The sequence below is a fragment of the Saccharopolyspora sp. NPDC003752 genome, assembly GCF_053605825.1.
In genome coordinates this window covers 280,184-305,826 of record NZ_JBSGJZ010000006.1, presented here as the reverse complement: position 1 = coordinate 305,826, position 25,643 = coordinate 280,184, and the positions used below count along the sequence as shown (strand labels likewise).

Here is a 25,643-nt window from a genome sequence, read left to right as displayed (position 1 = left end):
GTCGACGAGGCCGTCGCGGAGACCCCCAGCGTCCAGCACGTGGTCGTGGTGCGCCGCACCAGCGGCGAGGTGGCCTGGGACGACTCGCGCGACAAGTGGTGGGACGACGTCGTCGCCGGCCAGCCGGACGTGCACACCCCGGAAGCCTTCGACGCCGAGAACCCGCTGTTCATCCTCTACACCTCGGGCACCACCGGACGCCCCAAGGGCATCCTGCACACCTCCGGCGGCTACCTCACCCAGGTCGCCTACACGCACCACAACGTCTTCGACCTCAAGCCCGAGTCGGACGTGTTCTGGTGCACCGCGGACATCGGCTGGGTCACCGGCCACAGCTACATCGTCTACGGCCCGCTGGCCAACGGGGCGACGCAGGTCGTCTACGAGGGCACCCCCAACGCGCCGCACGAGGGCCGGCACTGGGAGGTCGTGCAGAAGTACGGGGTGACGATCTACTACACCGCCCCGACGACCATCCGCACCTTCATGAAGTGGGGCGCGGAGATCCCCGCCAAGTACGACCTGTCCTCCCTGCGCCTGCTGGGGTCGGTCGGCGAGCCGATCAACCCCGAGGCCTGGATCTGGTACCGCAAGAACATCGGCGGCGACCGCACGCCGATCGTGGACACCTGGTGGCAGACCGAGACCGGCGCGATCATGATCTCGCCGCTGCCCGGCGTCACCGCCGCCAAGCCCGGCTCCGCGCAGCAGCCGCTGCCCGGCATCTCGGCCAAGGTCGTCGACGAGACCGGCACCCAGGTCGGCAACGGCGGCGGCGGGCTGCTGGTCCTCGACCAGCCGTGGCCGTCGATGCTGCGCGGCATCTGGGGCGACGACGAGCGCTACCGCGACACCTACTGGTCGAAGTTCGCCGACCTGGGCTTCTACTTCGCCGGTGACGGCGCCAAGTACGACGACGACGGCGACATCTGGCTGCTGGGCCGGGTGGACGACGTCATGAACGTCTCCGGGCACCGCATCTCCACCACCGAGGTCGAGTCCGCCCTGGTGTCGCACCCCAACGTCGCCGAGGCCGCCGTGGTCGGGGCCTCCGACCCCACCACCGGCCAGGGCATCGTCGCGTTCGTGATCCTGCGCGGCGGCACCGACGACACCGCCAGCGGCGAGGCCGCGCTCAAGGAGCTGCGCGAGCACGTCTCCCACGAGATCGGCCCGATCGCCAAGCCCCGCCAGATCATGGTCGTGCCCGAGCTGCCCAAGACGCGCTCCGGCAAGATCATGCGGCGGCTGCTGCGCGACGTCGCGGAGAACCGCGAGGTCGGCGACGTCACCACGCTCGCCGACTCGTCCGTCATGTCGCTGATCTCCAAGGGCCTGAACAAGTCCAGCGACGACTGACCGGCACGCCCGACGCGCCAGGGGCGCCCTCCCGCACGGAGGGCGCCCCTGTTGCGTTCGCGACCTCTCCGATTCGGAAATGGCGCTTTGACCTGGGAAGACGCCTTCCCGATCTTGTTTGCGCCGACAATCACGCGCGCCGCGGATGTTAGGATTCCGGTAAAGGTGTGCCGGGAAGACTGGTCGGCGTCGCAGTTCGTGCTATCCGCGATCGGAGCCGCCAGTGTCAAAAGCCGCCCGCAACCAGCCCCGCCCCGCCAAGTCGGCTCGAACCTTCGACTTCGGCTCCTACCTGCGGACCGAAACCGTCGGCGGCATGGTCCTGCTGGCCGCGACCGCCCTCGCACTGCTGCTGGCGAACTCCCCCGCCGCCGGGATCTACCACGCCGTCCGCGACTTCGAGATCGGGCCGCAGTCCCTGCACCTGGGGCTGTCCGTCGGAGACTGGGCCAAGGACGGCCTGCTCGCGATCTTCTTCTTCGTCGCCGGGCTGGAGCTCAAGCGCGAGCTCGTGGTCGGCGAGCTCTCCAACGTCAAGAACGCGCTGCTACCCGTGATCGCCGCGATCGGCGGCATGATCGTGCCCGCGGCGCTCGCCTTCGCGATCGGCCACGGCGCGCCCGGCGCGCACGCCGCGTGGGCGATCCCGGTCGCGACCGACATCGCCTTCGCCCTGGGCGTGCTGTCGCTGACCGGCTCCTGGATGCCCACCGCGGCGCGGGTTTTCCTGCTCAGCCTCGCCGTCGTCGACGACCTCGGCGCGATCGTCGTGATCGCCGTGCTGTTCACCGACGGGCTCAGCGTGCTCGCGCTGCTCGCGGCGGTCGTGCTCTGCGTCGTCTACTGGTACCTGCAGCGCAAGCGGGTCACCACGCCGTGGCTGTACGTGCCGCTGGCCGTGGCCACCTGGATCGCGGTGCACACCAGCGGCATCCACGCGACGATCGCCGGCGTGGCGCTCGGGCTGCTCACCCGCGTCCGGCGCGACCCGCACGAGCCTGCTTCGCCGGCGATGCGCCTGGAGCACCGGCTGCAGCCCTGGTCGGCCGGGCTGATCGTGCCGGTGTTCGCGTTCTTCGCCGCGGGCGTGCCCGTGGACGGCGAGGCGCTGGCCGCGATCGGCGAGGACCGGGTCGCGATCGCGATCATCGTCGGCCTGGTGGCCGGCAAGCTGATCGGCATCTTCGGCAGCTCCTTCCTCGCGGTCAAGCTGGGCATCGGCGCGAAGCCGGAATCGGTGCAGTGGCGCGACATGGCGGCGCTGGCGATGCTCGGCGGCGTCGGCTTCACGGTCAGCCTGCTGATCGCCGACCTGTCGCTGACCGGCGCGGCGGCGGAACGGGCCAAGGCCGCGGTGCTGATCGCCTCCGCCATCGCATCGCTGCTAGCAGCGGCGGTGCTGCTGCGCCGCGGTCGCAAGCTCAAGAACGGCGACGTCTCCGACGACGCCTGACCTCCACGTCCAGCCCCCGGGAGACCGCAGTTTCAATTGAAACTGCGGGCCCGAGGCCCGGCACGAGGTTTCAATTGAAACTGCGGAACACCTGGCGTCGCGGGTCACTCGCGGGTAACGCACCGCGAGTCGCCCGGTGGCGTACTGATCGCGCGTGGCACGATGGGGCACGTGAACAGCGCCCAGAAGAGCACCAACGGCAGCCGTGACGGTGCGGGGTGGACCGCGGTCACGTCCATCCCGCTGTCCGAAGAGGGCACTGCTCCCGACGGGCAGTCCATCGGCGAGTTGGTACGCGATGCCACGACGCACCTGTCCACATTGGTCAGGTCCGAGGTCGAGCTGGCCAAGACCGAGCTCGCCGGCGAGATGAAGAAGGCCGTCAAGGGCAGCGTCTACTTCGTCCTCGCGCTGACCGTGCTCGGTTTCAGCCTGTTCTTCCTGTTCTTCACGCTGGCCGAGGGGCTGGCCCAGCTCGGCCTGTGGCGCTGGGCGGCCTTCGGCATCGTGTTCCTGGTGATGCTGCTGGTCGCGGGCCTGCTGGCGCTGCTCGGCTACATGCGGGTGCGCAAGATCCGGGCGCCGAAGCGCACCATCGAAACGCTCAAGGACACCACGAAGATCACCAAGCGCAAGCACGACGAGGAAACCCCGGCCGCGTCCTGACGCTCCCGCCGATCACCGGGCCACGAGCCCGTCGATCGGCTGTCGAGCTGGTCGGAAGCGCGGTACGCGAGGCTCCATGCGTCGTGGCGGCGAAGCCCCTTGGCGCGCCGTTTTCGCGCGAAAAGCGCCTCCGAAGCACTCTGCCCGCAAGACCTCCCGCTCGCGCGGGTCAGCTGGTGCAGGGGCCGGTGTCGACCTCCGCGGTCAGGTTCGGGGCCGCCGCGACCTCGTCCGCCACTTCCTTCGCCGTGAGCGCGAAGCCCGTTTCCGGGTCGTCCACCGCCGCTCCGAAGACCACGCCCACGACCTTGCCGGACGGATCGATCAGCGGCCCGCCGGAGTTCCCGCTCTGCACCCGGCCGCGCACCGTGTACACGTCGCGGACCACGGTGTTCGCGTCGTAGATGTCCGGGCCGCGCAGCCTGATCTGCTCCCGGATGCGGCCCGCCGACGCCGTGTAGGGCCCGTCCAGCGGGTAGCCCAGGGCGATCACGTCGTTGCCCGGGCTGGCCGGTCCCGGCACGAAGGTCATCGCGTCCGCGTCCAGGTCCGGCACCGCCAGGATCGCGACGTCCACGTCCGGCTTGTAGAGCACGACCTTCGCGTCGAACTCGCCGCGGCCGATCTCGATCGCCACCCGATCGGTACCCGCGACCACGTGCGCGTTCGTCATCACCCGGTGCGGCGAGATCACGAAGCCGGTGCCCTCCAGCGCCCGCGCGCAGGACGTGGCCCGGCCCCGGACCTTCACCACGCTGGTCCGCGCGTTGCGCACCGCCTGGCTGTTGGCCAGCGCCATGTCCGGCGGCGCGATCTCCGCGACCGGGGTCTCCGAGAAGGGCTCCAGCGCCTGCGGAAAACCGGACACCCCGAGCATTTCGCGCAGGTCGTCCGGCAGCGCCTTGGCCGAGGCGGGCATCACCGAGTTCACCGCGGTCAGCACCTTCGACCGGCTTATCGCGGCCGCGAGGCCGGGCAGCGCCGACGCCGACGTGAACGGCAGCGCGATCAGCCACGCCACCACGAGCACCGCGATGAACTGCAGGACCGCGCCGAGCGCGTTGTCCACGCCGGTCAGCTTCGGGGAGGTGATCCGGTCCCGCAGTTCCCGGCCGGCCCACATGCCGAAGGTCTCGCCGAAGGCGACCAGCAGCACCACGATTCCGACGCCGAAGGCGAGGCGGGCGACCGGGCTGTCCAGGCGGTCCAGGATCAGCGGCGCGACCTTGAGGCCCACCACCGCGCCGATGAACACGCCCAGGAACGAGAACAGCGCGGTGACCAGGCCGCTGCGGGCCCCCGACACCGCGGCGAGCAGCGCCAGAAGCACCACCAGCAGGTCGACCCAGTTCACCCGCTCACCTCAATCTCGCCGACGATCGGCGGCGCACCACGGTCCCACAACCCGTCCTCGAAGCGGTCCCGCGCGTGCTGGAAGACGAGAACAGGTTCCCAAACCGTTCACGAACGCCCGAAGCCGATGTCCTCGGCCTCCTCCGCGGCCCGCCACGCCTCGTCGAGTTCTCGCACGTCGGCGCGGTTCCAGCGCCGCGACCAGCCGGCCAGGTCCAGCAGCCCCGACAGCAGGCCGCCGGTGAAACCCCACACCAGCATCCCGGGCACCAGGAACGCCGGGCTCGCGTGCCGACCGGTCAGCTCCACCCGCAGCCGGTTCGCCGGATCGGTGAGCCAGGAGATCGGCACCCTGGCCACCGCCGCCGTCTCGCCGGGATCCACCGGCGCGACCGGGGACGGCTCGGCCCAGTGCGCCAGCACCGGGGTCACCCGGAAGCCGCTGTGCGCCACGTGCAGTTCCGGCAGCGTCGCCACCGGGCGGACGCCCTCCGGCCGCAACCCCACCTCCTCGACGGCTTCCCGCAACGCGGCGTCGACCGGCCCGCGATCAACATCGTCGAGCGAGCCACCCGGGAAAGCAACCTGGCCGGGATGCGAGCTCAGCCCGTCGGCGCGGCGCAGCAGCAGCACGTCCGGGCCGTCGGCGCCCTCGCCGAAGAGCACCAGCACCGCGGCCGGGCGGGCCTCCGCCGGCGGGTTCTCGCGCGGCCAGCCGAAGTGCCCCGGATCGAGGTCGGCGGATCGCTCGACCAGGCCGCGCAGCCAGTCCGGCAGCTCCGCCGGGTCGACCAGCGGGCCCGTTCGCAGCGGGTTCACCGAGCGCTCCCCAAGGTCCGGTCGACGGCCGCCCGGATCTCCTCCGGGCTCTTGAACGCGACTGGCGGATCGATGCGGCGCACCTCGCCGGAGGCGGTCACCACGTAGCTGATCGGCAGCACGTTCGGCGCCTTCAGCGCGGCCCTGATGCGGTTGTCCCCGTCATGCACGTTGGGGAAGTGAACGCCCAGCTGGGTCAGGAGGTCAAGACCGTCCGCCGGATCGCTCTGCACTTGGACGCCCAGCACCCGGATCGCGCCCGGCTGCTCGGCGTAGGCCTGCAGCGCGGGCAGCTCGGTGCGGCACGGCGCGCACCAGGTCGCCCAGAGGTTGACCAGCGTCGGTCCACCGGCGACGGCGGAGCCCGCGTCGGCGGGCCGCCCGTCGGCCAGGCAGCTGCCGGCGATCCCGGCCAGCTCCGCCGGGCCGCCTTCGGCCGCCGGGCAGGGCTGGAGCGCCGCCGCCGCTCGCTGCGCGGGGTCGATGGCGCGGGCCGCCGGCGGCGGAGCGGGCGCGGCGGTCTGCTCCTGCTGCTGGTCGGCGTCGCGCGGCCAGAGCGCGATCACGCCGACCACGGCGAGCACGAGCACTACGATCGTCCAGCGGATCTCGTTGCCGTAGGCGCGCAGGTTCACGCCACCGGCTCCTTCGCCGCGGCCTGTTCGACGGTGCTCTCCGGGACCTCGTCGACGACTCCGGCCAGCGCCAGCAGCCGCGGCGTCTCCGGGCCGCGGACCAGCTTCGCCGCCGGGACGGCCTCGGTCGGGCCCAGCCCGTACGACGGGCAGTCCTTGGCCAGCAGGCAGGCGCCGCAGGCGGGCTTGCGGGCGTGGCAGACGCGGCGGCCGTGGAAGATCACCCGGTGCGAGAGCATCGTCCACTCCTTGCGCGGGATCAGCTCGCCGATGGCGTGCTCGACCTTGACCGGGTCCTCCTCCGCGGTCCAGCCCCAGCGCCGGACCAGCCGTCCGAAGTGGGTGTCCACCGTGATGCCCGGGACGTCGAAGGCGTTGCCGAGGATCACGTTGGCCGTCTTCCGGCCGATGCCCGGCAGCTTGACCAGCTGGTCCAGCTTCCGCGGCACCTCGCCGTCGTATTTCTCCACCAGCGCCGCGCCCAGGCCCATCAACGACGCGGCCTTGTTCCGGTAGAAGCCGGTGGAGCGGATCATCTCCTCCAGCTCGGTGCGGTCGGCCCCCGCGTAGGCGGCGGCCGTCGGGTACCGCCGGAACAGGGCCGGGGTGACCTCGTTGACCCGCTTGTCGGTGCACTGGGCGGACAGGATCGTGGCGACCGCCAGTTCCAGGGGCGTCTCGAAGTCCAGCTCGCAGTGCGCGTCCGGATACGCCTCGGCCAGCGCCCGCAGCATCCGGCGGGCTCGCCGGACCAGCCCCAGCCGGGTCTCACCGCCCGAGCCGGCGGCGGCACTCTTGCGCTTGTTCCGAGCCAGGTCTGACACCCCACCAGACTACGGATCCGATCGCCTCGGCCCACCGGCCGCACCGGCGCTGCTCCCGGCCGCCGAGGTGTGTCGGGCGCAGGGGGCCTTACGCATCCGGATAGGCTGCGCTGCGGACACGGTCCGGGCACCCCACCGGACCATGGGCACCGACCGTCACCAGAGGTGGTCGGATCGTCACGCTCGCCGGGAACCCGACCCCGGTTGCACCCGCCCCGAAGGTATGAGCGAGGATTTAACTCATGATGGCTGCCTGGTTCGTCATCGTCGTGCCGCTCGTGATCATGTTCTTCACCCTCTTCATGGAGCGCGTGGAGGCTCGCCTGCGGCACGTGGCGGTGCAGGAGAACGAGGTGGAGGAGCTGCTGGAGAACGCTCGCCCCGACGAGGTGCGGGCGCTGTTCCGGCAAGGTATTGGACGCGCGCTGGAGTTGTTCCAGCTTCGCAGGGTGGGACGCGCCGGTAGGCTGCGTACTCGCCGTTCCCGCGACCAGTCTTAGAATTACTGGTAGTGATCGGCGGCACACCGCTAGATTCGCACTCGCGGGTCCGGCACCACAGACAGCCGCCGCGTCTCAACATGGAGGGACGAGGTGGACGAGACACTGGCCCGGGCCGGCATCTTCCAGGGCGTTGAGCCGGCCGCGGCAGAGGCACTGGCCCAGTCGCTGGAACCGGTCGAGTTCCCGCGAGGACACGTGATCTTCGCCGAGGGCGAGCCGGGAGACCGGCTTTACATCATTCAGTCCGGCAAGGTGAAGCTCGGACGCAAGTCGCCGGACGGCAGGGAGAACCTGCTGGCGATCATGGGCCCGTCGGACATGTTCGGCGAGCTGTCCATCTTCGATCCGGGGCCGCGCACCTCGACGGCGACCACGGTCACCGAGGTCCGCGCGCTGAGCATGGACCGGACGGCGCTGCGGCAGTGGATCGCCACTCGCCCGGAGATCGCCGAGCAGCTGCTGCGCGTGGTCGCTCGCAGGCTGCGCCGGACCAACGGCATGCTGGCCGACCTCATCTTCACCGATGTGCCGGGCCGGGTCGCCAAGGCGCTGCTGCAGCTCGCGCAGCGGTTCGGCAGCCAGGAGGCCGGCCTGCTGCGGGTCACCCACGACCTGACGCAGGAAGAGATCGCGCAGTACGTCGGCGCATCGCGGGAGACCGTGAACAAGGCGCTGGCCGACTTCGCGCACCGCGGTTGGCTGCGGCTCGAGGGCAAGAGCGTGCTCATCCTCGACCCGGAGCGGTTGGCCCGCCGCGCCCGCTGACACCAGCGACGCCGCGAACTGACGCGCGTCGGCCGACGGGTCCGGGGTTCCTTCCCGGGCTCCTCAGTCGACGCGCGTTTTTTTTCGTGTCCGAAAGACAACCCATCGGACACCTGCCCCGTGTAAACCTTGATCGGTTGACCGACAGGCTGGGGGCGACATGCACTGGATCGGCTACGTCGGGGCAGCGATGCTGCTGCTCCTCGGGATCGCGATCATCTGGGACCGGATCCAACGCCGGCCTTCGCGGCGCCGCGCGCGCATGCAGCGCAACCGCAACTACGCCGCGCGTCGGCGGCACGGCTCGACGGACAGCGGCGGCGCCGTCGATTCCGGCACCACCTGGCACCACGGCGACTCGAGCTGGGGGCACGACTCGGGCTGGGGGCACGACTCGGGTGGTGGCTGGGATTCCGGCGGCGGCAGCGACTCCGGTGGGGGTGGCGACTCCGGTGGCGGCGGGGGCGACTGAGATTCCTTCACTTTTCGTGTCCGGGTCGCAACCCTGAGCTGGCGACGCGCGTCCAACCGTGGACCTAGGACCGGACCGAGCCGAGGGGATCGAACAGGTGGAACCGGCCTTAGTCCGAGCATTGGTCCTGGTCGCCGTGGTCGCGGGCGCCGGATTGGTCATGGCGGCGATCATCGCCTCCACGTCCAGGGACAACGGGCGTCGTCGTTCTTCCGGCGCGACCGCGACCTCCGCGACCTACATCGACTCGAGCAGCGATTACGGCAGCAGCGACAGCGGGAGCAGTGACAGCGGGAGCGGCTTCGGCGGCGACAGCGGCGGCGGCTTCAGCGGCGGCGACAGCGGGGGCGGGTTCAGCGGTGGTGGCGACGGCGGCGGTGGCGGCTTCTGACGCCCGCGCCTGCACTTGGTGCATGTGAAGGGGCTGGGCGCCGCCCCCGACGCGGCGCTCCAGCCCCTTCACATGTGCGTGGTTCGTCCCCCGACGACCAACCACGCTCCCCCGATCCTCCGATGCGTCGGCCCCGAATCCTTGGCACCAGAGGAAAGCTCTCTTGTCGAAGATGCTGGACGGCCGGTGCCACCAGCAACCCCTCTCACCTTCCAGGACGCAGCCACCCTCAGCCCGGTTGCAGAGTTCACCCGGATTGCGTAGCCGCTCTTTTATGAGTGTGCCCTGTTTCGGCGCCGAACGAACCGGGTAGAAGGTCCTTTTCCGGCGCGCGTGAGGCGGATTACCCGAAACCGAGTTGGTACTGTCGTACCACAATTGGAATACTGGTTCGCGTGTCCCAATCCACGTCCCTCACCGACTACCGCACGGCCCTGACCGCCCCCGGCGCCCGCGGGCCCGTCATCACCTCGCTGCTCGGCCGCCTGCCGATCGCGATGGTCGGCCTCGCCCTGATGCTCTACGTGCAGCGCCAGACCGGATCGTTCGCGGCGGCCGGAATGGTGTCGGCGGGCGCGCTGATCGGCGTCGCCTGCGGCTCGGTCGCGCAGGGCCGGGTGATGGACCGGGTGGGACCGACCATCCCGCTGTACGTGATGTCCGGCGTGTTCGCGACGCTGGTGGCCATCGAGGTGGTGGCCATCGAGCTGCACGCCCCGGTGGCGATGATGACCGCACTGGCGTTCCTGGTCGGGATCAGCGAGCCGATGGTGGGCCCGGCGTCGCGGGCGCTGTGGGGGCGGCTGCTGCCGCCCGGCCCGGCGCGGGACGCGGCCTACTCGTACGAGGCGATCAGCATGGAGGTCTTCTTCATCCTCGGCCCGGGCCTGGCCGGGCTCATGGTCGCGATGCCGTGGCCGGGGACCGGGGTCGTCGTCGGTGCCACGTGCATGGTCGTCGGCAGCGTCGGCTTCGCCTCCACCCGCGCCGCGCGCAGCCACCGCCCGGAGCCCCTGCCCAGCGGCGGCGGCAGCCTGCTCGGGGCGATCGCCAGCCCCGGAATGCGGACCGTGGCGCTGGCCGCGCTGGGCTTCGGCATGCTGATCGGCTTCATCGAGGTCGGGGTGCCCGCGGCCGCGGTGGACGCGGGCCACCCGACGGCCGGCGGCCTGCTGCTGAGCCTGCTGTCGGTCAGCTCGGTGATCGTCGGCGTCGCCTACGGACTGCGGCCCTGGCCTCGACCGATGCACCTGCGGCTGCCCGCGCTGCTGTTCGGCTTCGCCGTGCTGCTCACGCTGCTGGCCGTGCCGTCGACGCTGTGGGGCCTGTGCCTGGCGCTGCTGGTGGCCGGCAGCCTGATCACGCCGCAGTCCACCGCGCACTCGGTGGCGATCGAGATCGCGGCGCCGGCGGGCACCGCCACCGAGGCGTTCGGCTGGGTGGTCACCTCGGTGACGCTGGGCGCGGCCATCGGCCAGTCGATCAGCGGGCAGCTGGTCGAGATCAGCGGCCCGGCGGCGTCGTTCCTGACCGCGAGCGCGGTCGGCGTCATCGTCGCCGCGGTCCTCTGGCTGCGCCGGGGCACCCTGGTCCCCGCCACGTCCCGCGCCGACCTCTCCCTCGCCGGCAAGTAACCGTTCTGCCTGGTCAGGACTCGTGAACGGTTTGGAGTGCTATGGCGCTCCAAACCACTCACGAGCCATCACCCGCGGAAACGTCGTGCGGCTCGGGCTGTCGGTGCTGGTGGCTAGCTTGCGCGCATGGACCTCGACGTCACCTCGGCGACCCGGACGCTTGCGTCCGCCGCCAACGATCTTGTTCGCCTGCTGCGTGGCCGGGTGCTCGACCCGGTGCTCAGCGGCATCGTGCTCGAAGCCGACGCACACGGCTTCGTGCTCGCAGGCACCGACCGGGAACGCAGCATGCGGTTGAGCCGCGGGGCGCGGACGCACGCCGAAGGCCGCGTGCTCGTGCCCGGCCGTCCCTTCGCCGAGACGCTGCGCAACATCGACAGCCCTGAAGTGCGGCTCGTCGTCGAGGGCCGCAAGCTCGCGCTGCGCACGCCGAATGCGCGCTTCGCGCTCCCCCTCCTCGACCTGCCGTCCCACCCCGGCATCCGCGAGGCTCCGCCGCGCGTCGGCGTGCTCGGCACCGACGTCCTGCCGCTGGCCGCTGTCGCGGCGTCCACCGCGTCGCGCGACGACGCGCTCCCCGTGTTCACCGGCGTGCACGTCAAGCAGCTCGGTGAGCGGTTGGTGTTCGTCGGGACCGACCGGTTCCGGATGGCGGTGGCGAGCGTGCCGTGGGAATCCGAGGTGGCCGAGCTCGACGTGCTGATCCCGGCGAACCTGCTCGCCGAGATCGCCAAGCAGGCCGACGACGCCGAGGTCGTGCTGCACGCCGACGCGGACCGGGTCGGCATGAGCTGGCCGACGACCGAAGTCAGCAGCACCGTGCTGGACGCGCCGTTCCCGAGCGAGGCGCGCCACCTCGCCGACGCCTTCGACGGCACCGTCGACGTCGCGGCCGCCGAGCTCGCCGGAGCCGTGCGCCGGGTGACGCCGTTCGCCGGGGCGCAGGGCACGCTGCTGCTGGAGGTCGGCGACGCCGAGGTGCGCGTGCGCGCGGCAGACCAGCAGTTCGGCGACGCCGAGGAGGCGGTCAAGGCCACCACCAGCGGCGATCGCATCACCACCGCCTACCAGCCCCGATACCTCTCGGATGCGCTGCAGGCGTTCGGCGCGCAGACCGTCCGCATCGGTCTCCGCGCGGGCAACCGCCGTTCGACGGTGATCACCGGCGCGGAGCCGGACCCGTCCGGCGCCGAACTGCACTACGTGCTGATGCCCAAGCGGACCTGACGGTCAGCCCCGGAGCTCACCCTGTTCTCGCAGGTAGGCGAGTTGGGCTTGGACCGTCCACTCCGCCGCTGGCCAGACCGAGCGGTCGACGTCCGCGTAGACGACCTCCACCACCTGGCGCGGCGTGACCTCCGGCCCGTGGTCTCGGACGGCCGCGCGGACCTGGTCGAGGCGCTGTTCGCGGTGCTCCAGGTAGGCCGTCGCGATCGCCCGGGCGTCGGGCAGCTCCGGGCCGTGGCCTGGCAGCACCCGCAGGCCCGGCGGCAGCTCGGCGAGCAGGCGCAGCGATGCGAGGTAGGAGCCGAGGTGGCCGTCGGGCTGCGCCACGACCGTCGTGCCCCGGCCCAGGATGCTGTCGCCGGTGAACACGGCCGGTTCGTCGTGGTCGGCGATGAAGCACACCGAGTCGGCCGTGTGGCCAGCCGTGGCGACCACCCGGAGCTCCACGCCGCAGGCCTTGATGGCCTCGCCGTCGCGGAACGCCTCCGCGCCCCGGCACAGCGCCGGGTCGAGCGCGCGCACCGGTGCCCCGGTGAGCTCGACGAACTGCTCGACGCCGTCGGTGTGGTCGCCGTGGTGGTGCGTGAGCAGCACCAGCGACACCGGGCCCTGGTCGGCGACCCGGCGCAGGTGTTCGGCGTCGTCCGGGCCCGGGTCGATCACCACGCAGTCGCCCGCGCCCGGGTCGCGCACCACCCACGTGTTGGTGCCTTCCAGGGTCATCGGCGACGGGTTGTGCGCGAGCAGCACCGACGCGTACGGGGTGACCTGGCGCAGCGTTCCGTAGGCCGGGTGCTCCATCACTTCGCCTCCTCGAATCCGGGTTCGCCCGGCAGCACCGCGTGCCACCGGCCGTTGCGGCGCACCAGCTTCGGCATGACCTTGGCGAGGGTGCGCTCCGCGGCCAGCGCCGCGGGCAGGCTGCCGCACTCGGCGAGCTCGCCGAGCGTGACTTGGGTCGGCGGGAGCAGGTGGCAGCGACCCGCCTCGAAGTCCGCCAGCGCCTGCTGCGGGGTGGACCAGTACGCCTCGGACGCCTCCGAGGTGACCGCGTCGGCCCGCTGCCCGGCGGGCATCGCGGCGAGGAAGAACCGCGTGTCGTAGCGGCGCGGCTCGCGCTCGGGCGTCACCCAGTTCGCCCACGGCCGCAGCAGGTCGGCGCGCAGCACCAGCCCTTCGTCGGCGAGGAACTTCGCCAGCGACATCTCGCGGGAGACCAGCGCGGCGCGGGCCCCGGTGTAGTGGCTCGTGTCGCCGACAACCGTCGCCGGGTCCGGCCCGGCCAGCAGCACGCCGGATTCCTCGAACGTCTCGCGCACCGCCGCGCACACCAAGGCGCGGGCCACGTCCTGGGTGCAGCCGAACCGCTCGGCCCACCAGTCCGCGTCCGGGCCGCTCCAGGCCACCGAGGCGTCCGCGTCGCGCTGGTCGACGCCGCCACCGGGGAACACCGTCATGCCACCTGCGAAGGCCATGCCCTTCACCCTGCGCTGCAGGAACACTTCCGGGCCCGCGGAGCCCTCCCGGAGCAGCATCACGGTGGCCGCGTCCTTGGGCGCGGCCGGCTGCGCGGGGAGCTCATCGGGCACGAATCCCGTTGGCAGGACGCGATCTTCGGGCAGTTGCTCCATGCGGGCCACCCTATGCCGGAAAACCACTAGAAAGTGATTCCAGAATTGATTTTTCGCACGGAGAGCGCAGCGCCCCCGCCATCCGATCGTGGCGTTCGGACCCCCAACTGCAGTAACCGCGATGGGTCAACGGCACCATTGCGGGCATGGACGAAGCACTGCGAGTCGGCGTGGTCGGAGCGGGTCCCTGGGCGCACCGGGCGCACGGACCCGGCTTGTCCGCGCACCCGGGAACGCGGTTGGCGGCTGTGTGGGCGCGGCGACCGGACGCGGCCAAGACCTTCGCCGAGCCGTACGACGCGGCCGTCGTCGACGGCTTCGACGAGCTGCTCGAATCGGTCGACGCGGTGGCCTTCGCGGTTCCGCCCGCGGTGCAGGCCGAGCTCGCGCCGAGGGCGGCTCGCGCGGGCAAGCACCTGGTGCTGGAGAAGCCGCTGGCCGCGGATCCGGCCGGTGCCCGCGAGATCGTCGAGGCGGTGGACGAGGCCGGGGTGGCCGCGCTGCTGATGCTCACCCGCCGGTTCGCGCCGGAGGTGCAAGAGTGGCTGGCCGGCGTGCGCAGTCTCGACGGTGTGCAGGGCGGCACGGGACGGTGGCTCGCGGGCGGGCTGCTGGCGGGCGACTACGCCGCGTCGGAGTGGCGCCAGCAGCAGGACGGCGCGCTGATCGACGCGGGGCCGCACGCGATCGACCTGCTCGACGCGGCGCTCGGCGAGATCGAGCAGGTGCACTTCGCGCACCGCAGCAGCGACGGCCTCTGGCAGCTCGTGTTCGGCCACGACGGCGACCTGACCAGCACGTTGACCCTGTCGCTGCGGATGCCGGTGCAGCCGGCGATGGTCGACTTCGCGGTGTACGGCGAGCACGGCCAGGCACCGCTGGTCGGCCGCCGGACCGCCGCGCGCGAGTGCTACGCCCGGATGCTCGACGACCTCCTCGCGATGATCCGCGAGGAGCGCACGGAGCACCCCTGCGACGTCCGCCGGGGCCTGCACCTGCAGCAGATCATCGCCGATGTCCTGGCAGCGGTGTAGCCGCCGGGACGCGGTTCGCTCACGGCTGGTTCGGAGCGGCGTTTCTGCAGGTGAGCAGCCAGACAAAACGGCGCCCCTGGCGGTTGGCTAGGAGCGCTGCTGCTGGGGCGTGTAGGCCTGGTTGTTGGCCGGGGCCGCGCCGATCGGCGGGAAGCCGCCGGTGCCGCCCGGCATGGTGGACGTCCAGCCCTCCTCGCCGTTGTTCGCCCCGTTCTGCCGCCGCGACCCGCCGGAACGGTCCTGCTCTCGCTGCGCGAGCTCCTCGTGCAGCTTGCGCAGCAGGTTGCGCTCCCGGTCGGTCAGCTTCGCGTCGACCGCCGGCGGCACCCGCATGGCGTTCGCCTCGGCCTGCGCCTCGGCGGCCTGCGCCAGCGCCGTCTCGTGCTCCGGCTGGCTCACCGGCTGCGCCGGCTGCGGGATCGAGCGCTCCGGCTCCGCCGGCCGCTCCTCCACCGCCCGCCGCTGCGGCTCCGCCGCGCGCTGCTGCTCCGCGGGGCGCTCGACGGGGCGTTCCTCCCGGGCCGGGCGCTCCGCCGGCGGCGCGGGCGGCGCGTCGAGGCGGACGCGGTGCGCGGCCGCGAGGGCTTCCCGGTGGTATTCGGGCAGTTCGGCGCCGCTGTCGAAGACGTCGACGGAGCAGTTGATGCCGGCCCGGCGCAGGGCTTCGATCAGCTGGTAGGCCACCGCCGTGGTGGAGCCCTCCGGGCTGACCTCGGCGAGCAGGATGCGCCGGGGCACCGCGCCGTAGCTGACGCCGGCCGGCGTCGTCCGGGAGGCGCACCACAGCCCGCGCACGCCCTGGAGCCGTGCCGCGACCGGCGCGAGCGCCGCCACCAGGTCTCCGTCGTCCTCGGCCGGTTCGCCGAACCGGTGCGCGTCGACCGGCACCGAGTCGACCACGTTCACCCGGTCCGCGAGGACGTGCGTCGAGCGGGTCTCGTCGAGGACCCGGCGCAGGTGGTACTGCTCGCTGGAGGTCACCGGGATGCGGCCGGCCAGCAGGCAGCCGGTGAGGTATTCGGCCGCGGCGCCTGGCTGGCCGATGCCGAGCAGTTCGCGGACCGAGTTGATCCCGTCGTCGTCCACCCGGCCTGTCATGGCCAGCAAGAGGTTGTGCAACCGGTCCACCGGCCCGGCCCCCTCAGCCACGTCCACCACGCACGCCTCCTTCAGGATGTCGGCCGCTCAACCGCGGCGGCCGGCGAATTCTTCGGCCCCCGTGCACACCAGCGCCGACTCGGCGAGCGCGGCGTGGTGGTACGCGGCGGGTTCCAGGTCGGGCGGGAGCACCTCGACGCAGGGTTCGGGTTCGCCGAGCGCCCGCAGAACGCGCTGGATCTCCCCGGTCAGGCCGACGACGTCGGCGGACGCGGTCACCAGCACGACCAGCTTCGCCGCGCCGCCGTCGGCACGCCGCCAGCTGCTGCGCACCTCGCGGACGCCGGGGCGGCCGCGCAGCGTGGCGCCGAGCACCAGCACCGCGGAGTCGGTGGCGCTGTCCGCCGGCCGTTCGCCGCTGAAGGTGTACTGCGGGGCTTCGGCCGGATCGACCGGGAGGACCGCGTTGACCATCGCGGGGTCGGCGCCCAGCGGGGCCAGCGCGTTGGCCAGCAGCTGGTGTTCGGCGTCGTCGAGCGCGATGCGCTCCCGGACGAGCGTGCCCGGCAGCATCCGCGCGACCACGTCGGCGGCGTCTCCGGCCAGCCAGTCGCGGAAGCGCCACAGGTGCCGGTCGGGCAGTCGGCCGGCGAGTCGGAGAAGTAGTTCGTGGCACAGCAGATCGGTTTCGCGCACCGCCACGTCGGCCCCTCCCAAGGCTCGTACTCCATCGACGCGGGTGTCGCTCGCCGCCCCCCGACCAGCTACACCCGTCCAGGTGAACTTTGGCCGCGATAACCGGATCAATCAAGCCCTTGAACGGTCTTTTCGCGACACACTGGAATCGATCTACCCCTATTCGGGTTACGCCAGATCTGACGAACCCGAGCAGGAGATGATCGCAGCGTACTGGTCGAAGGCGGCGCCGCGTGTCCGAGCCGCCGAATTCGGGGCCGGCGGTATTCGCCGACGACCCGCCGTGACGTGTACGAAACGCGGCGTCACCCGAAATCGGGCAACGCCGCGCAAATGACGTGGCGAGCGGCCGGCTGGCCGCGCTCCGCCTATTCGACCTCGACGATCAGCTCCACCTCGACCGGGACGCCGAGCGGCAGCTCGGCGACACCCACCGCCGAGCGGGCGTGCTGCCCGGCCTCGCCGAAGATCTCGCCGAGCAGTTCCGACGCGCCGTTGACCACCCCGGGCTGCCCGGTGAAGCCCTCGGCCGAGGCCACGAACCCGACGACCTTGACGATCCGCACCACCGAGTCCAGGCCGACCAGCGCGTCCACCGCGGCGAGCGCGTTGAGCGCGCAGATCGCGGCGTGCTGCTTGGCCTCCTCGGCGCTGATCTCCGCGCCGACCTTGCCGATCCCGGCGGGCTTGCCGGCGACCATCGGAACCTGGCCCGCCGTGTAGACCAGCGAGCCGGTGCGCACCGCGGGCACGTAGGCCGCGACCGGCGGCACCACCTCCGGCAGCGGGACGCCCAGCTCCGCGAGGCGATCCGTCCAGCGCCCCATGTCAGGCCCCCTTCGGCCGCTTCAGGTAGGCCACCATCTGCTCGCCGGTCGGACCGGGCAGGACGGAGACCAGCTCCCAGCCGTCCTCGCCCCACTGGTCGAGGATCTGCTTGGTCGCGTGGATCAACAGCGGAACCGTCGCGTACTCCCACTTCTGCATGCGTGCAGCTTAGGAGACCGGCCGCCCGCCCTCCGCGCCGCCGCGCTCACGCTCCGGTCTTGACGGGCAGGCCAGCCTCGACCCAGTCCTGGATGCCTTCGCGGTACTTTCGGACGCCGGTGTAGCCGAGCCGCTCCAACCTCGTGGCGACGGCCTGGCTGTTGCCGCAGGCGGTGTTCGAGCAGTAGACGACGATGGCGGCGTCCTTGTCCGGCAGCAGCTCGCCCGCCTCCTCCTCGACGCGGTCCTCGGTCAGCGCGATGGCTCCGGGCAGGTGCTGCTGCTCGTAGTAGGCCCCGCCGAGCGCATCGACGACGGTCACCTCCCCGGCGTCGATCCGCCGCTTGAGCTCTTCCCTGCTGATCAGCTCGGTCATGACAGCCTCCTCGGTTTTATCCGGACCGTGGTCCGATTACTGCGTCGAAGTTACCGGACCACGGTCCGGTTGTCGAGTACGATTGCCTCCGTGACCGATGCGACCGACGAGCTGCACCAGATCGCGAGCCGACCACCGCAGGAGCGCGCCGACGCCGCCCGCAACCGGCAGCGCGTGCTGTCCGCCGCCGCCGGCCTGTTCGCCGAGCACGGCGTGGACGGCGTGACGATGGACGCGGTCGCGCAGGCCGCGGGAGTCGGCAAGGGCACGGTCTTCCGCCGTTTCGGTGACAAGTCCGGGCTGGTGGCCGCGCTGCTCGACGAGCGGGAACGAGCGCTCCAGGACGCGGTGCTCAACGGACCGCCGCCGCTCGGGCCCGGGGCTGCCGACGCGGAACGCGTGCTGGCCTTCCTCGACGCCTACGTCGACTACCTGACCGAGCACCTGGAACTGGTCCGGCTCTCGGAAACCGCCGCGCCGGGCGCCCGGTACCGCATCGGTTCCTACCGGTTCTGGCACCAGCACCTGACCCTCCACTGCGGCGCCGCAGCGGATCCGGAGCACCTCGCGCACGCGCTGCTGGCAGCGGTCGACGCGGACCTCAACTTCGCCCTGCGGGAGGCGGATTACAGCTGGGCGCGGCTGCGCGCGGGCGTCCGCGACCTGGCAGCGCGCGCCCTGCGCTGATCGGCGCCGATCCCACGGCGTGGCGGGAGTTCGCGGTCGGCAGACATCCGGGGAACGCGGCACTTACGCTGATCGTGTGACCGACTGGGACGGGGAACTGAATCACGCCCGACTGCACGTCGTCAGCGGCAAAGGCGGCACCGGCAAGACCACCGTCGCCGCCGCGTTGGCCCTCGCCTTGGCCACCGGCGGTCACAAGGTGCTGCTGATCGAGGTGGAAGGAAGGCAGGGCATCGCCCAGCTCTTCGACACCGCGCCGCTGCCCTACGCCGAGGAGTGGATCGCCGCGGCGCCCGGCGGCGGCGAGCTCCGCGCGCTGGCCATCGACGCCGAGGCGGCGCTGCTGGAGTACCTGTCGATGTTCTACAACCTCGGTTTCGCCGGTCGCACGCTGCGCAAGATGGGCGCGATCGAGTTCGCCACCACGCTCGCGCCGGGCCTGCGCGACGTGCTGTTCACCGGGAAGATCAAGGAATGCGTCGGCCGGACCGACGAGCGCGGCCGCCACGTCTACGACGCGGTCGTGGTCGACGCGCCGCCGACCGGCCGGGTGGTCAAGTTCCTCGACGTCACCCGCGCGATGGCCGACCTCGCCAAGGCCGGGCCGATCCGCGACCACAGCGACGGCGTGGTGCGCCTGCTGCACTCCAGCGACACCGTCGTGCACCTGGTGACGCTGCTGGAGGAACTGCCGGTGCGGGAGACCCTGGAGGCCGTCGCCGAACTCGACGCCGCCGACCTGCGGCCCGGCGGCGTGGTGTGCAACCGGGTCCGGCCCAACCGGCTGCCGGCCCGCTCGGCCGCCGCGGCCGCGAGCGGCCGGGTGGACGCGGAGCGGGTGCGCGCCGGGCTGGCCGCCGCCGGGCTCAAGGTCGACGACGAGACGCTGGACGGGCTGGTGCACGAGACGGTCGAGCACGCCATCCGGACGCAGACCGAGGACGCCGCCCGCGCGCAGCTCGCCGACGCCGACCTGCCGACCGTCTCGCTGCCCGACCTCACCGGGATCGACGTCGCCGAGCTCTACGAACTCGCCGAGATACTCAACGAACACGGCATCCGGAGCCCACGATGAGCGAACCGCTGCGACCCGCGCAGGTCGACGTCGACGCGTTGCTGGACGACCCGAACACGAACATCGTCGTCTGCTGCGGGTCCGGCGGCGTGGGCAAGACGACCACCGCGGCGGCCCTCGCGGTGCGCGCCGCCGAGCGCGGCCGCAAGACCGTGGTGCTCACCATCGACCCCGCCAAGCGGCTGGCCCAGGCGCTCGGCCTGCGAGAACTCAGCAACCAGCCCAAGCAGGTGGTGCTGGAGGACTTCGAACCGGCCGGCGACCTCAACGCGATGATGCTGGACATGCGCCGCACCTTCGACGACATGGTGCTCGCGCACGCCGGCCGGGAACGCGCCGAGCAGATCCTGAACAACCCCTTCTACCAAACGATCTCCACGTCGTTCTCCGGCACGCAGGAGTACATGGCGATGGAGAAGCTCGGCCAGCTCGCCGCCACCGGCACCTGGGACCTCATCGTGGTGGACACCCCGCCGAGCCGGTCGGCGCTGGACTTCCTGGACGCGCCGCAGCGGCTGTCCACCGTGCTCGACGGGCGCCTGATCAAGATGCTGTCCAGCCCGGCGCGGGTCGGCGGCAAGGGCCTGCGCAAGATCGTCGGCGCGGGGTTCGGGCTGTTCGCGAAGGCCGTGTCGACCGTGATCGGCGGGCAGCTGCTGGCCGACGCCGCCGCGTTCGTGCAGGCCTTCGACTCGACCTTCGGCGGGTTCCGGGAGCGCGCCGACCAGACCTACCGGCTGCTGCGCTCCCCCGGCACCGCGTTCCTGGTGGTCGCCGCGCCGGAACCGGACGCGCTGCGGGAGGCCGCCTACTTCGTGGAGCGGCTGGCCGGGGAGGGGATGCCGCTGGTCGGCCTGGTCGCCAACCGCACCCACCCGGTGCTCGCCGGGCTCGCCGGACCCCGGGCGGCCACCGCCGCCGAAGAGGTGGAGCAGGCCGGCTCGGCGCCGCTGGCCGCGGCGGTGCTGCGGGTGCACGCCGACCGCGTCGCGGTGGCCGAGCGGGAGAAGCGGATGCTCGCCCGGTTCACCCGGGCCCATCCGGAGGTGTCGCTGATCGGCGTTCCGGCGCTGCCGTCGGACGTGCACGACCTGGCCGGACTCCGGGAGATCGGCCGGCGACTGGCCGGTGAATAGCAGAAGTCGGTTCGGTCAATCCGCCGTGGCGAATTGACCGAACCGACCTCGAACGGACTAGCTCACTTGGTACTCGGTGAAATCGGCGTAATCCTGCCGGGCGGCTTCCAGCAATTCCCGCCAGTTCCGGACGTCGGGCCGGCGCCGCAACAACGCACGCCGCTCCCGCTCCGTCATTCCGCCCCACACACCGAATTCGATCTTGTTGTCTAGTGCCTCACTGAGGCACTCGGTACGGACCGGGCAGCCGAAGCAGACCATTCGCGCCTTGCGCTGCTCGGCGCCCCGGACGAACAATTGGTCCGGATTCTGGTCACGGCATGCGGCGTTGACCCGCCAGTCCCCCTGCTCGAACATAGAGTTCCCCCAGCTCCTCACTGGATCGTCGGCGACCGTTTTCGTCCGGAGCCCCCCGGCACCGGATGTTGTGCTCAGAACTGCTTCAACCACAACAGTGCTGTCGCTGGACGTAGACGGACTGTAGAGCCCGCTGGTTCCACAACCAACCAACGGTTGTCGCTCCGTTATCTTTCTTGCTCATCACATCGGGCGGATCTACGCCGTGACACTCCGTCACGAAGCAACCTCGATTTACTCTGGCGAAGTGCGTGTCCGAGACGGCTTGCTGAAGTTGTTCGGCCTGTGTGTGCTGGCCGGGGTCCTGGTGGCCGGCCTGCTGTTCCCGGCAGCGGGGTCACTCGGAGTGGTCTCCAACCGCGCCAGCGACGCGGTCAACAGCATCTCCACCGACCTGATGACCAAGGAACCACCTCTTGTGACGACCGTCACAGACCGGGATGGGTTGCCCATCGCGTACCTCTTCGACCAGAACCGGTCCCCGGCCCAGCCGGACCAGATCGCCGACACCATGAAGGCGGCGATCGTGGCGATCGAGGACCGCCGGTTCTTCGACCACCACGGCGTCGACTGGGCGGGCACCGTCCGCGCCGCGGTGACCAACCAGATGTCCGGCGCGATCGCCCAGGGCGGCTCGACGCTGACCCAGCAGTACGTGAAGAACTACATGGTCCACGTGGTCGCCGGCGGCGACCCGGTCAAGCAGGCCAAGGCCATCGAGCAGACCCCGGCGCGGAAGCTCCGCGAGATCCGGATCGCGCTGCAGCTGGAGAAGCAGCTCAGCAAGGAGGACGTGCTCACCCGGTACCTCAACGTGGTGCCCTACGGGAACCAGGCGTACGGGATCGCCGCCGCCTCGCGCACCTACTTCGACACCACGCCCGACCAGCTGACCATCGCGCAGGCCGCGCTGCTGGCCGGCATGGTCAACAGCCCGAGCGCGCTGAACCCGCAGAACAACCCCGGCGAAGCGCTCAACCGCCGCAACCTGGTGATCAAGGCGATGGAGGACCAGCGCCGGATCACGCCGCAGGCCGCGGAGGAGGCCCGCAACTCGCCGCTCGGGCTCGTGCAACCGCTGAACAGCCCGCCCAACGGGTGCGTCGGCGCCGGGCCGTCGGACGGCTTCTTCTGCAAGTACGTGATCGACTACCTGGAGCGCTCCGGGTTCACCGAGGAGCAGCTCAAGCGCGGCGGCTACACCATCCGCACCACCCTCGACTCGCGCGCCACCGACGCGGCGAAGGCCGCCGCCGAGCGCGGCGTGCCGAAAACGACCAAGGGCGTCGCCAACGTGATGAGCGTGGTGGAGCCCGGCAAGGACAAGCACCGGGTCCGCGCGCTGGTCGCCAACCGCGACTTCGGGCTCGACGCCACCAAGGGCCAGACCGCGTACGCGCTGCCCAGCGGCGTGGTCAAGTTCGGCGCGGGCTCGATCTACAAGGTGTTCACCTCGGCGGCGGCGCTGGAGAAGGGGATGGGCATCTACAACACCATCCAGGCGCCGGGTTCCTACACGTCGTCGGTGTACAAGAACGGCACCGCGCCCTACACCGTCGGCAACGCCGAAGGCGTGCGGCCCGGTCCGCGCACCCTGCAGATGGCGCTGGCGACCTCGCCGAACACCGGTTTCGTGGCGCTGCAGGAACGCGTCGGGCTCGCGCAGACGGTGGACATGGCGGCGCGGCTCGGGATGCGCGAGACGCTGCTCAGCCACACCGCGGGCGGCGATCCGCTGGCGCCCGGCGGCGCGAACGGGCTGTCCCAGGCCGACCAGGTCAAGCAGCGCAACATCGGCGCCTTCACGCTCGGCTACGCGCCGACCAGTCCGCTGGAGCTCAGCAACGTCGCCGCCACGATCATGAGCGGCGGCGTGTGGTGCCCGCCGACGCCGATCGAGCAGATCCTGGACCGCAACGGCAACCCGATGTCGATCACCGAGGACCCGTGCGAGCAGGCGGTGGACGAGGGCCTGGCGAACGCGATGGCCGTCGGGATGAGCCGCGACGACCAGCCGGGCGGCACCGCCTACGCGGCGGCCAACGGGGCCGGGTGGACCCGCCCGCTGGCCGCCAAGACCGGCACCACCGAGGCCCACCAGTCGGCCGGATTCCTGGGTGCCACCCCGCAGTTCGCGGGCGCGGTGCTGACCTTCAGCGACGGAACCTCGCCGCAGGGCATCTGCGACTCCGATCCGCCGCGGTTGTGCGGGGTCAACGGCGGGAACATCTACGGCGGCAAGGTGCCGGCGCGGACGTTCTTCGACGCGATGAAGGTCATCCACGAGGGCCTGCCCGTCCTGCCGCTGCCGCCGACGACCGACCGGTACGAGAACGGCGGCGACGAGTTCCAGGTGCCCAACGTCGTCGGCATGGACCGCAAGCGGGCTTCGGAAACGCTGCAGAAGGCGGGCTACCAGGTCCAGGAGCGCGCGGTGAGCAGCACGCGCAAGCAGGGCACGGTGACCAGCCAGACGCCCCGCGGCTTCGCGTTGCCGGGCGAGATCGTGACGATCTCGGTGAGCACCGGGTACGTGCCGCCGCCATCGCCGGAGAGGCCGCCGCCCGGCCCGCCGCAGCAACCACCGCAGCCGCCGGGCGACCGGCCGCCGCAGCAGCCGGAACAACCCGTGCTGCCGCCGGGCATCTTCCCGCCGTGACCAGCTGCTCGTGACCGGCTGCTTCCGCCGTGACCAGCCGCAATTTCCATTGAAATTGGACCTTCGATTTCAATGGAAATTGCGGATCTCCGGCGTGTCGGACCCCGACACGCCGGAGGCCCGAGGCACCGGGGGCCCGACGTACCGGGGGTTCCCAGTTTCAATTGAAACTGCGGTCGCGCGATCGGCCGGACCGGCGGTTCTTAGACTCGGAGGTGTGACGAACACGCAGGCGAGCACCAGGCGCGCGCGATCCCGATACCGGTTGCTGGACGTGCGGTCGACCGAGCGCATCACGCCTCGGATGGTGCGCGTCACGCTCGGCGGCCCGGAGCTCTCGGACTTCGTCAGCAACGGCAGCGACCAGCGCATCAAGCTGTGCCTGCCGCAGCCCGGCCAGCCGATGCCGCTGGGCCGGACCCGTGCCGAGGTGTTCGCGCTGCCCCGCGAGCAGCAGCCCCGGCAGCGCACCTACACCGTCCGCTGGTTCGACCCGCAGCGGCAGGAGCTGGCGATCGACTTCGTCGTGCACGACCACGAGGGGCCGGGCAGCACGTGGGCGACGCAGGCCGCGCCGGGCGAGCAGATCGTCACCGTCGGCCCCAGCCCCGCGTACCGGCCGCAGCCGGACGCCGATCCGCTGGTGCTGGTCGGCGACGAGACGGCGCTGCCGGCGATCGCGGCGATCTTGGAGGAGCTGCCCGCCGAGGCCCGCGTGCAGGTGTTCGCCGAGGTCGCCGATGCGGCGGAGGAGCAGTCGCTCGGTTCCGCCGCCGATGTCACCTGGCACTGGCTGCACCGCGACGGCGTTCCGGCGGCGGAGAGCACGCTGCTCGTGGATGCGCTGCGGTCCGCCGAGCTGGGCCCGGACCCGCACGTGTGGATCGGCGCGGAGGCCGACGTGGTGCACCAGCTCCGCGAGCACTGCCAACGGGAACTCGGCCTGGACCGGCGCCGCCTCTACGCCCTCGCCTACTGGCGCCACAACGCCGCAGGCGAATAGAACGTTCAGGTAGTCCAGGCCGTCGGCGCTGGGTAGGAACACAAGCGGCGGACCGCCGGTGCCCGAGCGGTGCAGGAACAGCCGCCGCCCGTCGACCTCGTACCGGCGGTGGCGCGGCGCCCTCGTTCGGTTCGTGCTGCATCGTGGCTCCTCTTCGCGTGGAACGGACCGAGGTCCATGACCACGCCGAGGATGCGGGTTTCACCGCGGTGTCACGACGGTTTCAGCAGGCACGGGGCTGTGAGTGCTTTGGGGCGCTATGCCACCCCGAAACACTCACGGCCCCGTGACCAGCGCAAACATGACCTCGGGAGTCAGCCCGCCAGCTGGGCCTTGACCAGGGCCGCAACCTTGCCGCCCTCGGCGCGGCCCGCCACCTTGGCGTTCGCCGCCTTCATGACCTGGCCCATCTGCTTCATGCCCGGGCGCTCGCCGAGCTCGCCTTCGACCTCCGCGACCGCGTCCCGCACGAGCTGCGCCAGCTCGTCGTCGCCGAGCGGCTGCGGCAGGTAGCGCCGCAGGATCTCGGCCTCGCCGACCTCGGCGTCGGCCTGCTCCGCGCGACCGGCGCCGCGGAACGCCTCGGCGGCCTCGTCGCGCTTCTTCGCCTCCTTGTTCAGCACGCGCTGCACCTCTTCGTCGGTGAGCTCGCGCGCCTGCTTGCCCGCGACCTCCTCCTTGCCGACGGCGGCCAGCGCCATCCGCAGGACCCCGGTGACGACGGTGTCGCGTTGCTTCATCGCGGCGGAGAGGTCCGCCCGCAGCTTGTCCTTGAGCTCGGCCATGTGGTGATTATCCCGCTG

At 71.6% G+C, this 25,643-nt stretch carries 28 protein-coding genes; 15 read left to right on the top strand and 13 right to left on the bottom strand.

The features are described from left to right. The 3 genes from ACWEV3_RS11175 to ACWEV3_RS11165 all read left to right on the top strand — a co-directional run. The coding region (locus ACWEV3_RS11175) for an acetate--CoA ligase (RefSeq protein ID WP_452613703.1) at positions 1-1,359 on the top strand (1,359 nt) is incomplete at its 5' end. Between the two features lie 223 nt (positions 1,360-1,582). Continuing rightward, positions 1,583-2,812 (top strand): Na+/H+ antiporter NhaA, encoded by a 1,230-nt coding sequence (gene nhaA / locus ACWEV3_RS11170; RefSeq protein WP_452613702.1) that lies wholly within the window; start codon positions 1,583-1,585, stop codon positions 2,810-2,812. A gap of 162 nt (positions 2,813-2,974) precedes the next feature. Beyond that, positions 2,975-3,478 (top strand): phage holin family protein, encoded by a 504-nt coding sequence (locus ACWEV3_RS11165; RefSeq protein ID WP_452613701.1) that lies wholly within the window; start codon positions 2,975-2,977, stop codon positions 3,476-3,478. 169 nt (positions 3,479-3,647) lie between these two features. Here ACWEV3_RS11165 and ACWEV3_RS11160 read toward each other — a convergent pair whose 3' ends face one another. The 4 genes from ACWEV3_RS11160 to nth all read right to left on the bottom strand — a co-directional run bounded on the left by ACWEV3_RS11160 (position 3,648) and on the right by nth (position 7,109). Then, the gene (locus tag ACWEV3_RS11160; RefSeq protein WP_452613700.1) at positions 3,648-4,832 is read right to left on the bottom strand and encodes a MarP family serine protease; all 1,185 of its coding nucleotides are present in this window, start codon (positions 4,830-4,832) and stop codon (positions 3,648-3,650) included. A gap of 107 nt (positions 4,833-4,939) precedes the next feature. Further along, positions 4,940-5,650, bottom strand: a complete 711-nt coding sequence (locus ACWEV3_RS11155; protein ID WP_452613699.1) for an NUDIX hydrolase — start codon at positions 5,648-5,650, stop codon at positions 4,940-4,942. Then, entirely contained in the window at positions 5,647-6,285 is a 639-nt protein-coding gene (locus ACWEV3_RS11150; protein ID WP_452613698.1) for a TlpA family protein disulfide reductase, read from the bottom strand. The genes ACWEV3_RS11155 and ACWEV3_RS11150 overlap by 4 nt, the downstream gene beginning before the upstream one ends. After that, positions 6,282-7,109 carry an endonuclease III gene (nth, locus tag ACWEV3_RS11145; RefSeq protein WP_452613697.1) on the bottom strand — a complete coding sequence of 276 codons (828 nt, stop codon included), beginning with the start codon at positions 7,107-7,109 and terminating at the stop codon, positions 6,282-6,284. Before nth ends, ACWEV3_RS11150 begins: the two co-directional genes overlap by 4 nt. Positions 7,110-7,354: 245 nt before the next feature. Between nth and ACWEV3_RS11140 the strand changes: the two genes are divergently transcribed. From ACWEV3_RS11140 to dnaN, 6 genes are all read left to right on the top strand, one after another. After that, complete coding sequence (locus ACWEV3_RS11140) at positions 7,355-7,609, top strand: hypothetical protein (RefSeq protein WP_029535541.1); 255 nt, start codon at positions 7,355-7,357, stop codon at positions 7,607-7,609. 93 nt (positions 7,610-7,702) lie between these two features. Continuing rightward, positions 7,703-8,377 carry a Crp/Fnr family transcriptional regulator gene (locus ACWEV3_RS11135; RefSeq protein WP_093267402.1) on the top strand — a complete coding sequence of 225 codons (675 nt, stop codon included), beginning with the start codon at positions 7,703-7,705 and terminating at the stop codon, positions 8,375-8,377. 160 nt (positions 8,378-8,537) lie between these two features. Next, on the top strand, positions 8,538-8,849 hold the full coding sequence (locus ACWEV3_RS11130) for a hypothetical protein (RefSeq protein ID WP_452613696.1): 312 nt from the start codon (positions 8,538-8,540) through the stop codon (positions 8,847-8,849). Positions 8,850-8,946: 97 nt separating this feature from the next. Then, positions 8,947-9,240, top strand: coding sequence for a hypothetical protein (locus ACWEV3_RS11125; protein WP_452613695.1), 294 nt, complete (start codon positions 8,947-8,949; stop codon positions 9,238-9,240). 395 nt (positions 9,241-9,635) lie between these two features. Next, a complete protein-coding gene (locus ACWEV3_RS11120; protein WP_452613694.1) occupies positions 9,636-10,874 on the top strand; it encodes an MFS transporter in 1,239 nt (412 codons plus the stop codon). 126 nt (positions 10,875-11,000) lie between these two features. Further along, a complete protein-coding gene (gene dnaN, locus ACWEV3_RS11115) occupies positions 11,001-12,101 on the top strand; it encodes a DNA polymerase III subunit beta (protein WP_452613693.1) in 1,101 nt (366 codons plus the stop codon). Between the two features lie 3 nt (positions 12,102-12,104). Here dnaN and ACWEV3_RS11110 read toward each other — a convergent pair whose 3' ends face one another. Together ACWEV3_RS11110 and ACWEV3_RS11105 are read right to left on the bottom strand one after the other, a co-directional pair. After that, positions 12,105-12,902 (bottom strand): MBL fold metallo-hydrolase, encoded by a 798-nt coding sequence (locus ACWEV3_RS11110; protein ID WP_452613715.1) that lies wholly within the window; start codon positions 12,900-12,902, stop codon positions 12,105-12,107. Next, the gene (locus ACWEV3_RS11105) at positions 12,902-13,732 is read right to left on the bottom strand and encodes an NUDIX hydrolase (RefSeq protein ID WP_452613692.1); all 831 of its coding nucleotides are present in this window, start codon (positions 13,730-13,732) and stop codon (positions 12,902-12,904) included. Before ACWEV3_RS11105 ends, ACWEV3_RS11110 begins: the two co-directional genes overlap by 1 nt. 146 nt (positions 13,733-13,878) lie before the next feature. Here ACWEV3_RS11105 and ACWEV3_RS11100 point away from each other — a divergent pair, with 146 nt between their 5' ends. Continuing rightward, positions 13,879-14,766 carry a Gfo/Idh/MocA family protein gene (locus ACWEV3_RS11100; RefSeq protein WP_452613691.1) on the top strand — a complete coding sequence of 296 codons (888 nt, stop codon included), beginning with the start codon at positions 13,879-13,881 and terminating at the stop codon, positions 14,764-14,766. 87 nt (positions 14,767-14,853) lie between these two features. Here ACWEV3_RS11100 and ACWEV3_RS11095 read toward each other — a convergent pair whose 3' ends face one another. The 5 genes from ACWEV3_RS11095 to ACWEV3_RS11075 all read right to left on the bottom strand — a co-directional run bounded on the left by ACWEV3_RS11095 (position 14,854) and on the right by ACWEV3_RS11075 (position 17,923). After that, a complete protein-coding gene (locus ACWEV3_RS11095; protein WP_452613690.1) occupies positions 14,854-15,924 on the bottom strand; it encodes a hypothetical protein in 1,071 nt (356 codons plus the stop codon). A gap of 27 nt (positions 15,925-15,951) precedes the next feature. Continuing rightward, on the bottom strand, positions 15,952-16,566 hold the full coding sequence (locus ACWEV3_RS11090) for a hypothetical protein (protein ID WP_452613689.1): 615 nt from the start codon (positions 16,564-16,566) through the stop codon (positions 15,952-15,954). A 362-nt stretch (positions 16,567-16,928) separates the two neighbouring features. Then, positions 16,929-17,387: a RidA family protein gene (locus ACWEV3_RS11085; RefSeq protein ID WP_358567460.1), complete on the bottom strand. Its 459-nt coding sequence runs from the start codon at positions 17,385-17,387 to the stop codon at positions 16,929-16,931. A 1-nt stretch (position 17,388) separates the two neighbouring features. Continuing rightward, a complete protein-coding gene (locus tag ACWEV3_RS11080; RefSeq protein ID WP_093267385.1) occupies positions 17,389-17,547 on the bottom strand; it encodes a DUF4177 domain-containing protein in 159 nt (52 codons plus the stop codon). A 46-nt stretch (positions 17,548-17,593) separates the two neighbouring features. Further along, entirely contained in the window at positions 17,594-17,923 is a 330-nt protein-coding gene (locus tag ACWEV3_RS11075) for a rhodanese-like domain-containing protein (protein ID WP_452613688.1), read from the bottom strand. A gap of 90 nt (positions 17,924-18,013) precedes the next feature. Here ACWEV3_RS11075 and ACWEV3_RS11070 point away from each other — a divergent pair, with 90 nt between their 5' ends. The 3 genes from ACWEV3_RS11070 to ACWEV3_RS11060 all read left to right on the top strand — a co-directional run bounded on the left by ACWEV3_RS11070 (position 18,014) and on the right by ACWEV3_RS11060 (position 20,821). Beyond that, positions 18,014-18,610 (top strand): TetR/AcrR family transcriptional regulator, encoded by a 597-nt coding sequence (locus ACWEV3_RS11070; RefSeq protein WP_452613687.1) that lies wholly within the window; start codon positions 18,014-18,016, stop codon positions 18,608-18,610. A 76-nt stretch (positions 18,611-18,686) separates the two neighbouring features. After that, positions 18,687-19,685: an ArsA-related P-loop ATPase gene (locus ACWEV3_RS11065; protein ID WP_452613686.1), complete on the top strand. Its 999-nt coding sequence runs from the start codon at positions 18,687-18,689 to the stop codon at positions 19,683-19,685. After that, complete coding sequence (locus ACWEV3_RS11060; RefSeq protein WP_452613685.1) at positions 19,682-20,821, top strand: ArsA family ATPase; 1,140 nt, start codon at positions 19,682-19,684, stop codon at positions 20,819-20,821. Before ACWEV3_RS11065 ends, ACWEV3_RS11060 begins: the two co-directional genes overlap by 4 nt. A gap of 57 nt (positions 20,822-20,878) precedes the next feature. Here the strand turns inward: ACWEV3_RS11060 and ACWEV3_RS11055 are convergent, their stop codons facing one another. After that, on the bottom strand, positions 20,879-21,178 hold the full coding sequence (locus tag ACWEV3_RS11055; protein ID WP_010307833.1) for a WhiB family transcriptional regulator: 300 nt from the start codon (positions 21,176-21,178) through the stop codon (positions 20,879-20,881). Between the two features lie 247 nt (positions 21,179-21,425). On the opposite strand from ACWEV3_RS11055, the gene ACWEV3_RS11050 reads away from it, so the two are divergent. Both ACWEV3_RS11050 and ACWEV3_RS11045 read left to right on the top strand, forming a co-directional pair. Then, entirely contained in the window at positions 21,426-23,837 is a 2,412-nt protein-coding gene (locus tag ACWEV3_RS11050; protein WP_452613684.1) for a penicillin-binding protein, read from the top strand. A gap of 217 nt (positions 23,838-24,054) precedes the next feature. After that, the gene (locus ACWEV3_RS11045; protein ID WP_452613683.1) at positions 24,055-24,840 is read left to right on the top strand and encodes a siderophore-interacting protein; all 786 of its coding nucleotides are present in this window, start codon (positions 24,055-24,057) and stop codon (positions 24,838-24,840) included. Between the two features lie 314 nt (positions 24,841-25,154). Here ACWEV3_RS11045 and ACWEV3_RS11040 read toward each other — a convergent pair whose 3' ends face one another. Next, positions 25,155-25,625, bottom strand: coding sequence for a GatB/YqeY domain-containing protein (locus ACWEV3_RS11040; protein ID WP_132491800.1), 471 nt, complete (start codon positions 25,623-25,625; stop codon positions 25,155-25,157). Between the last annotated feature and the right edge of the window lie 18 nt (positions 25,626-25,643).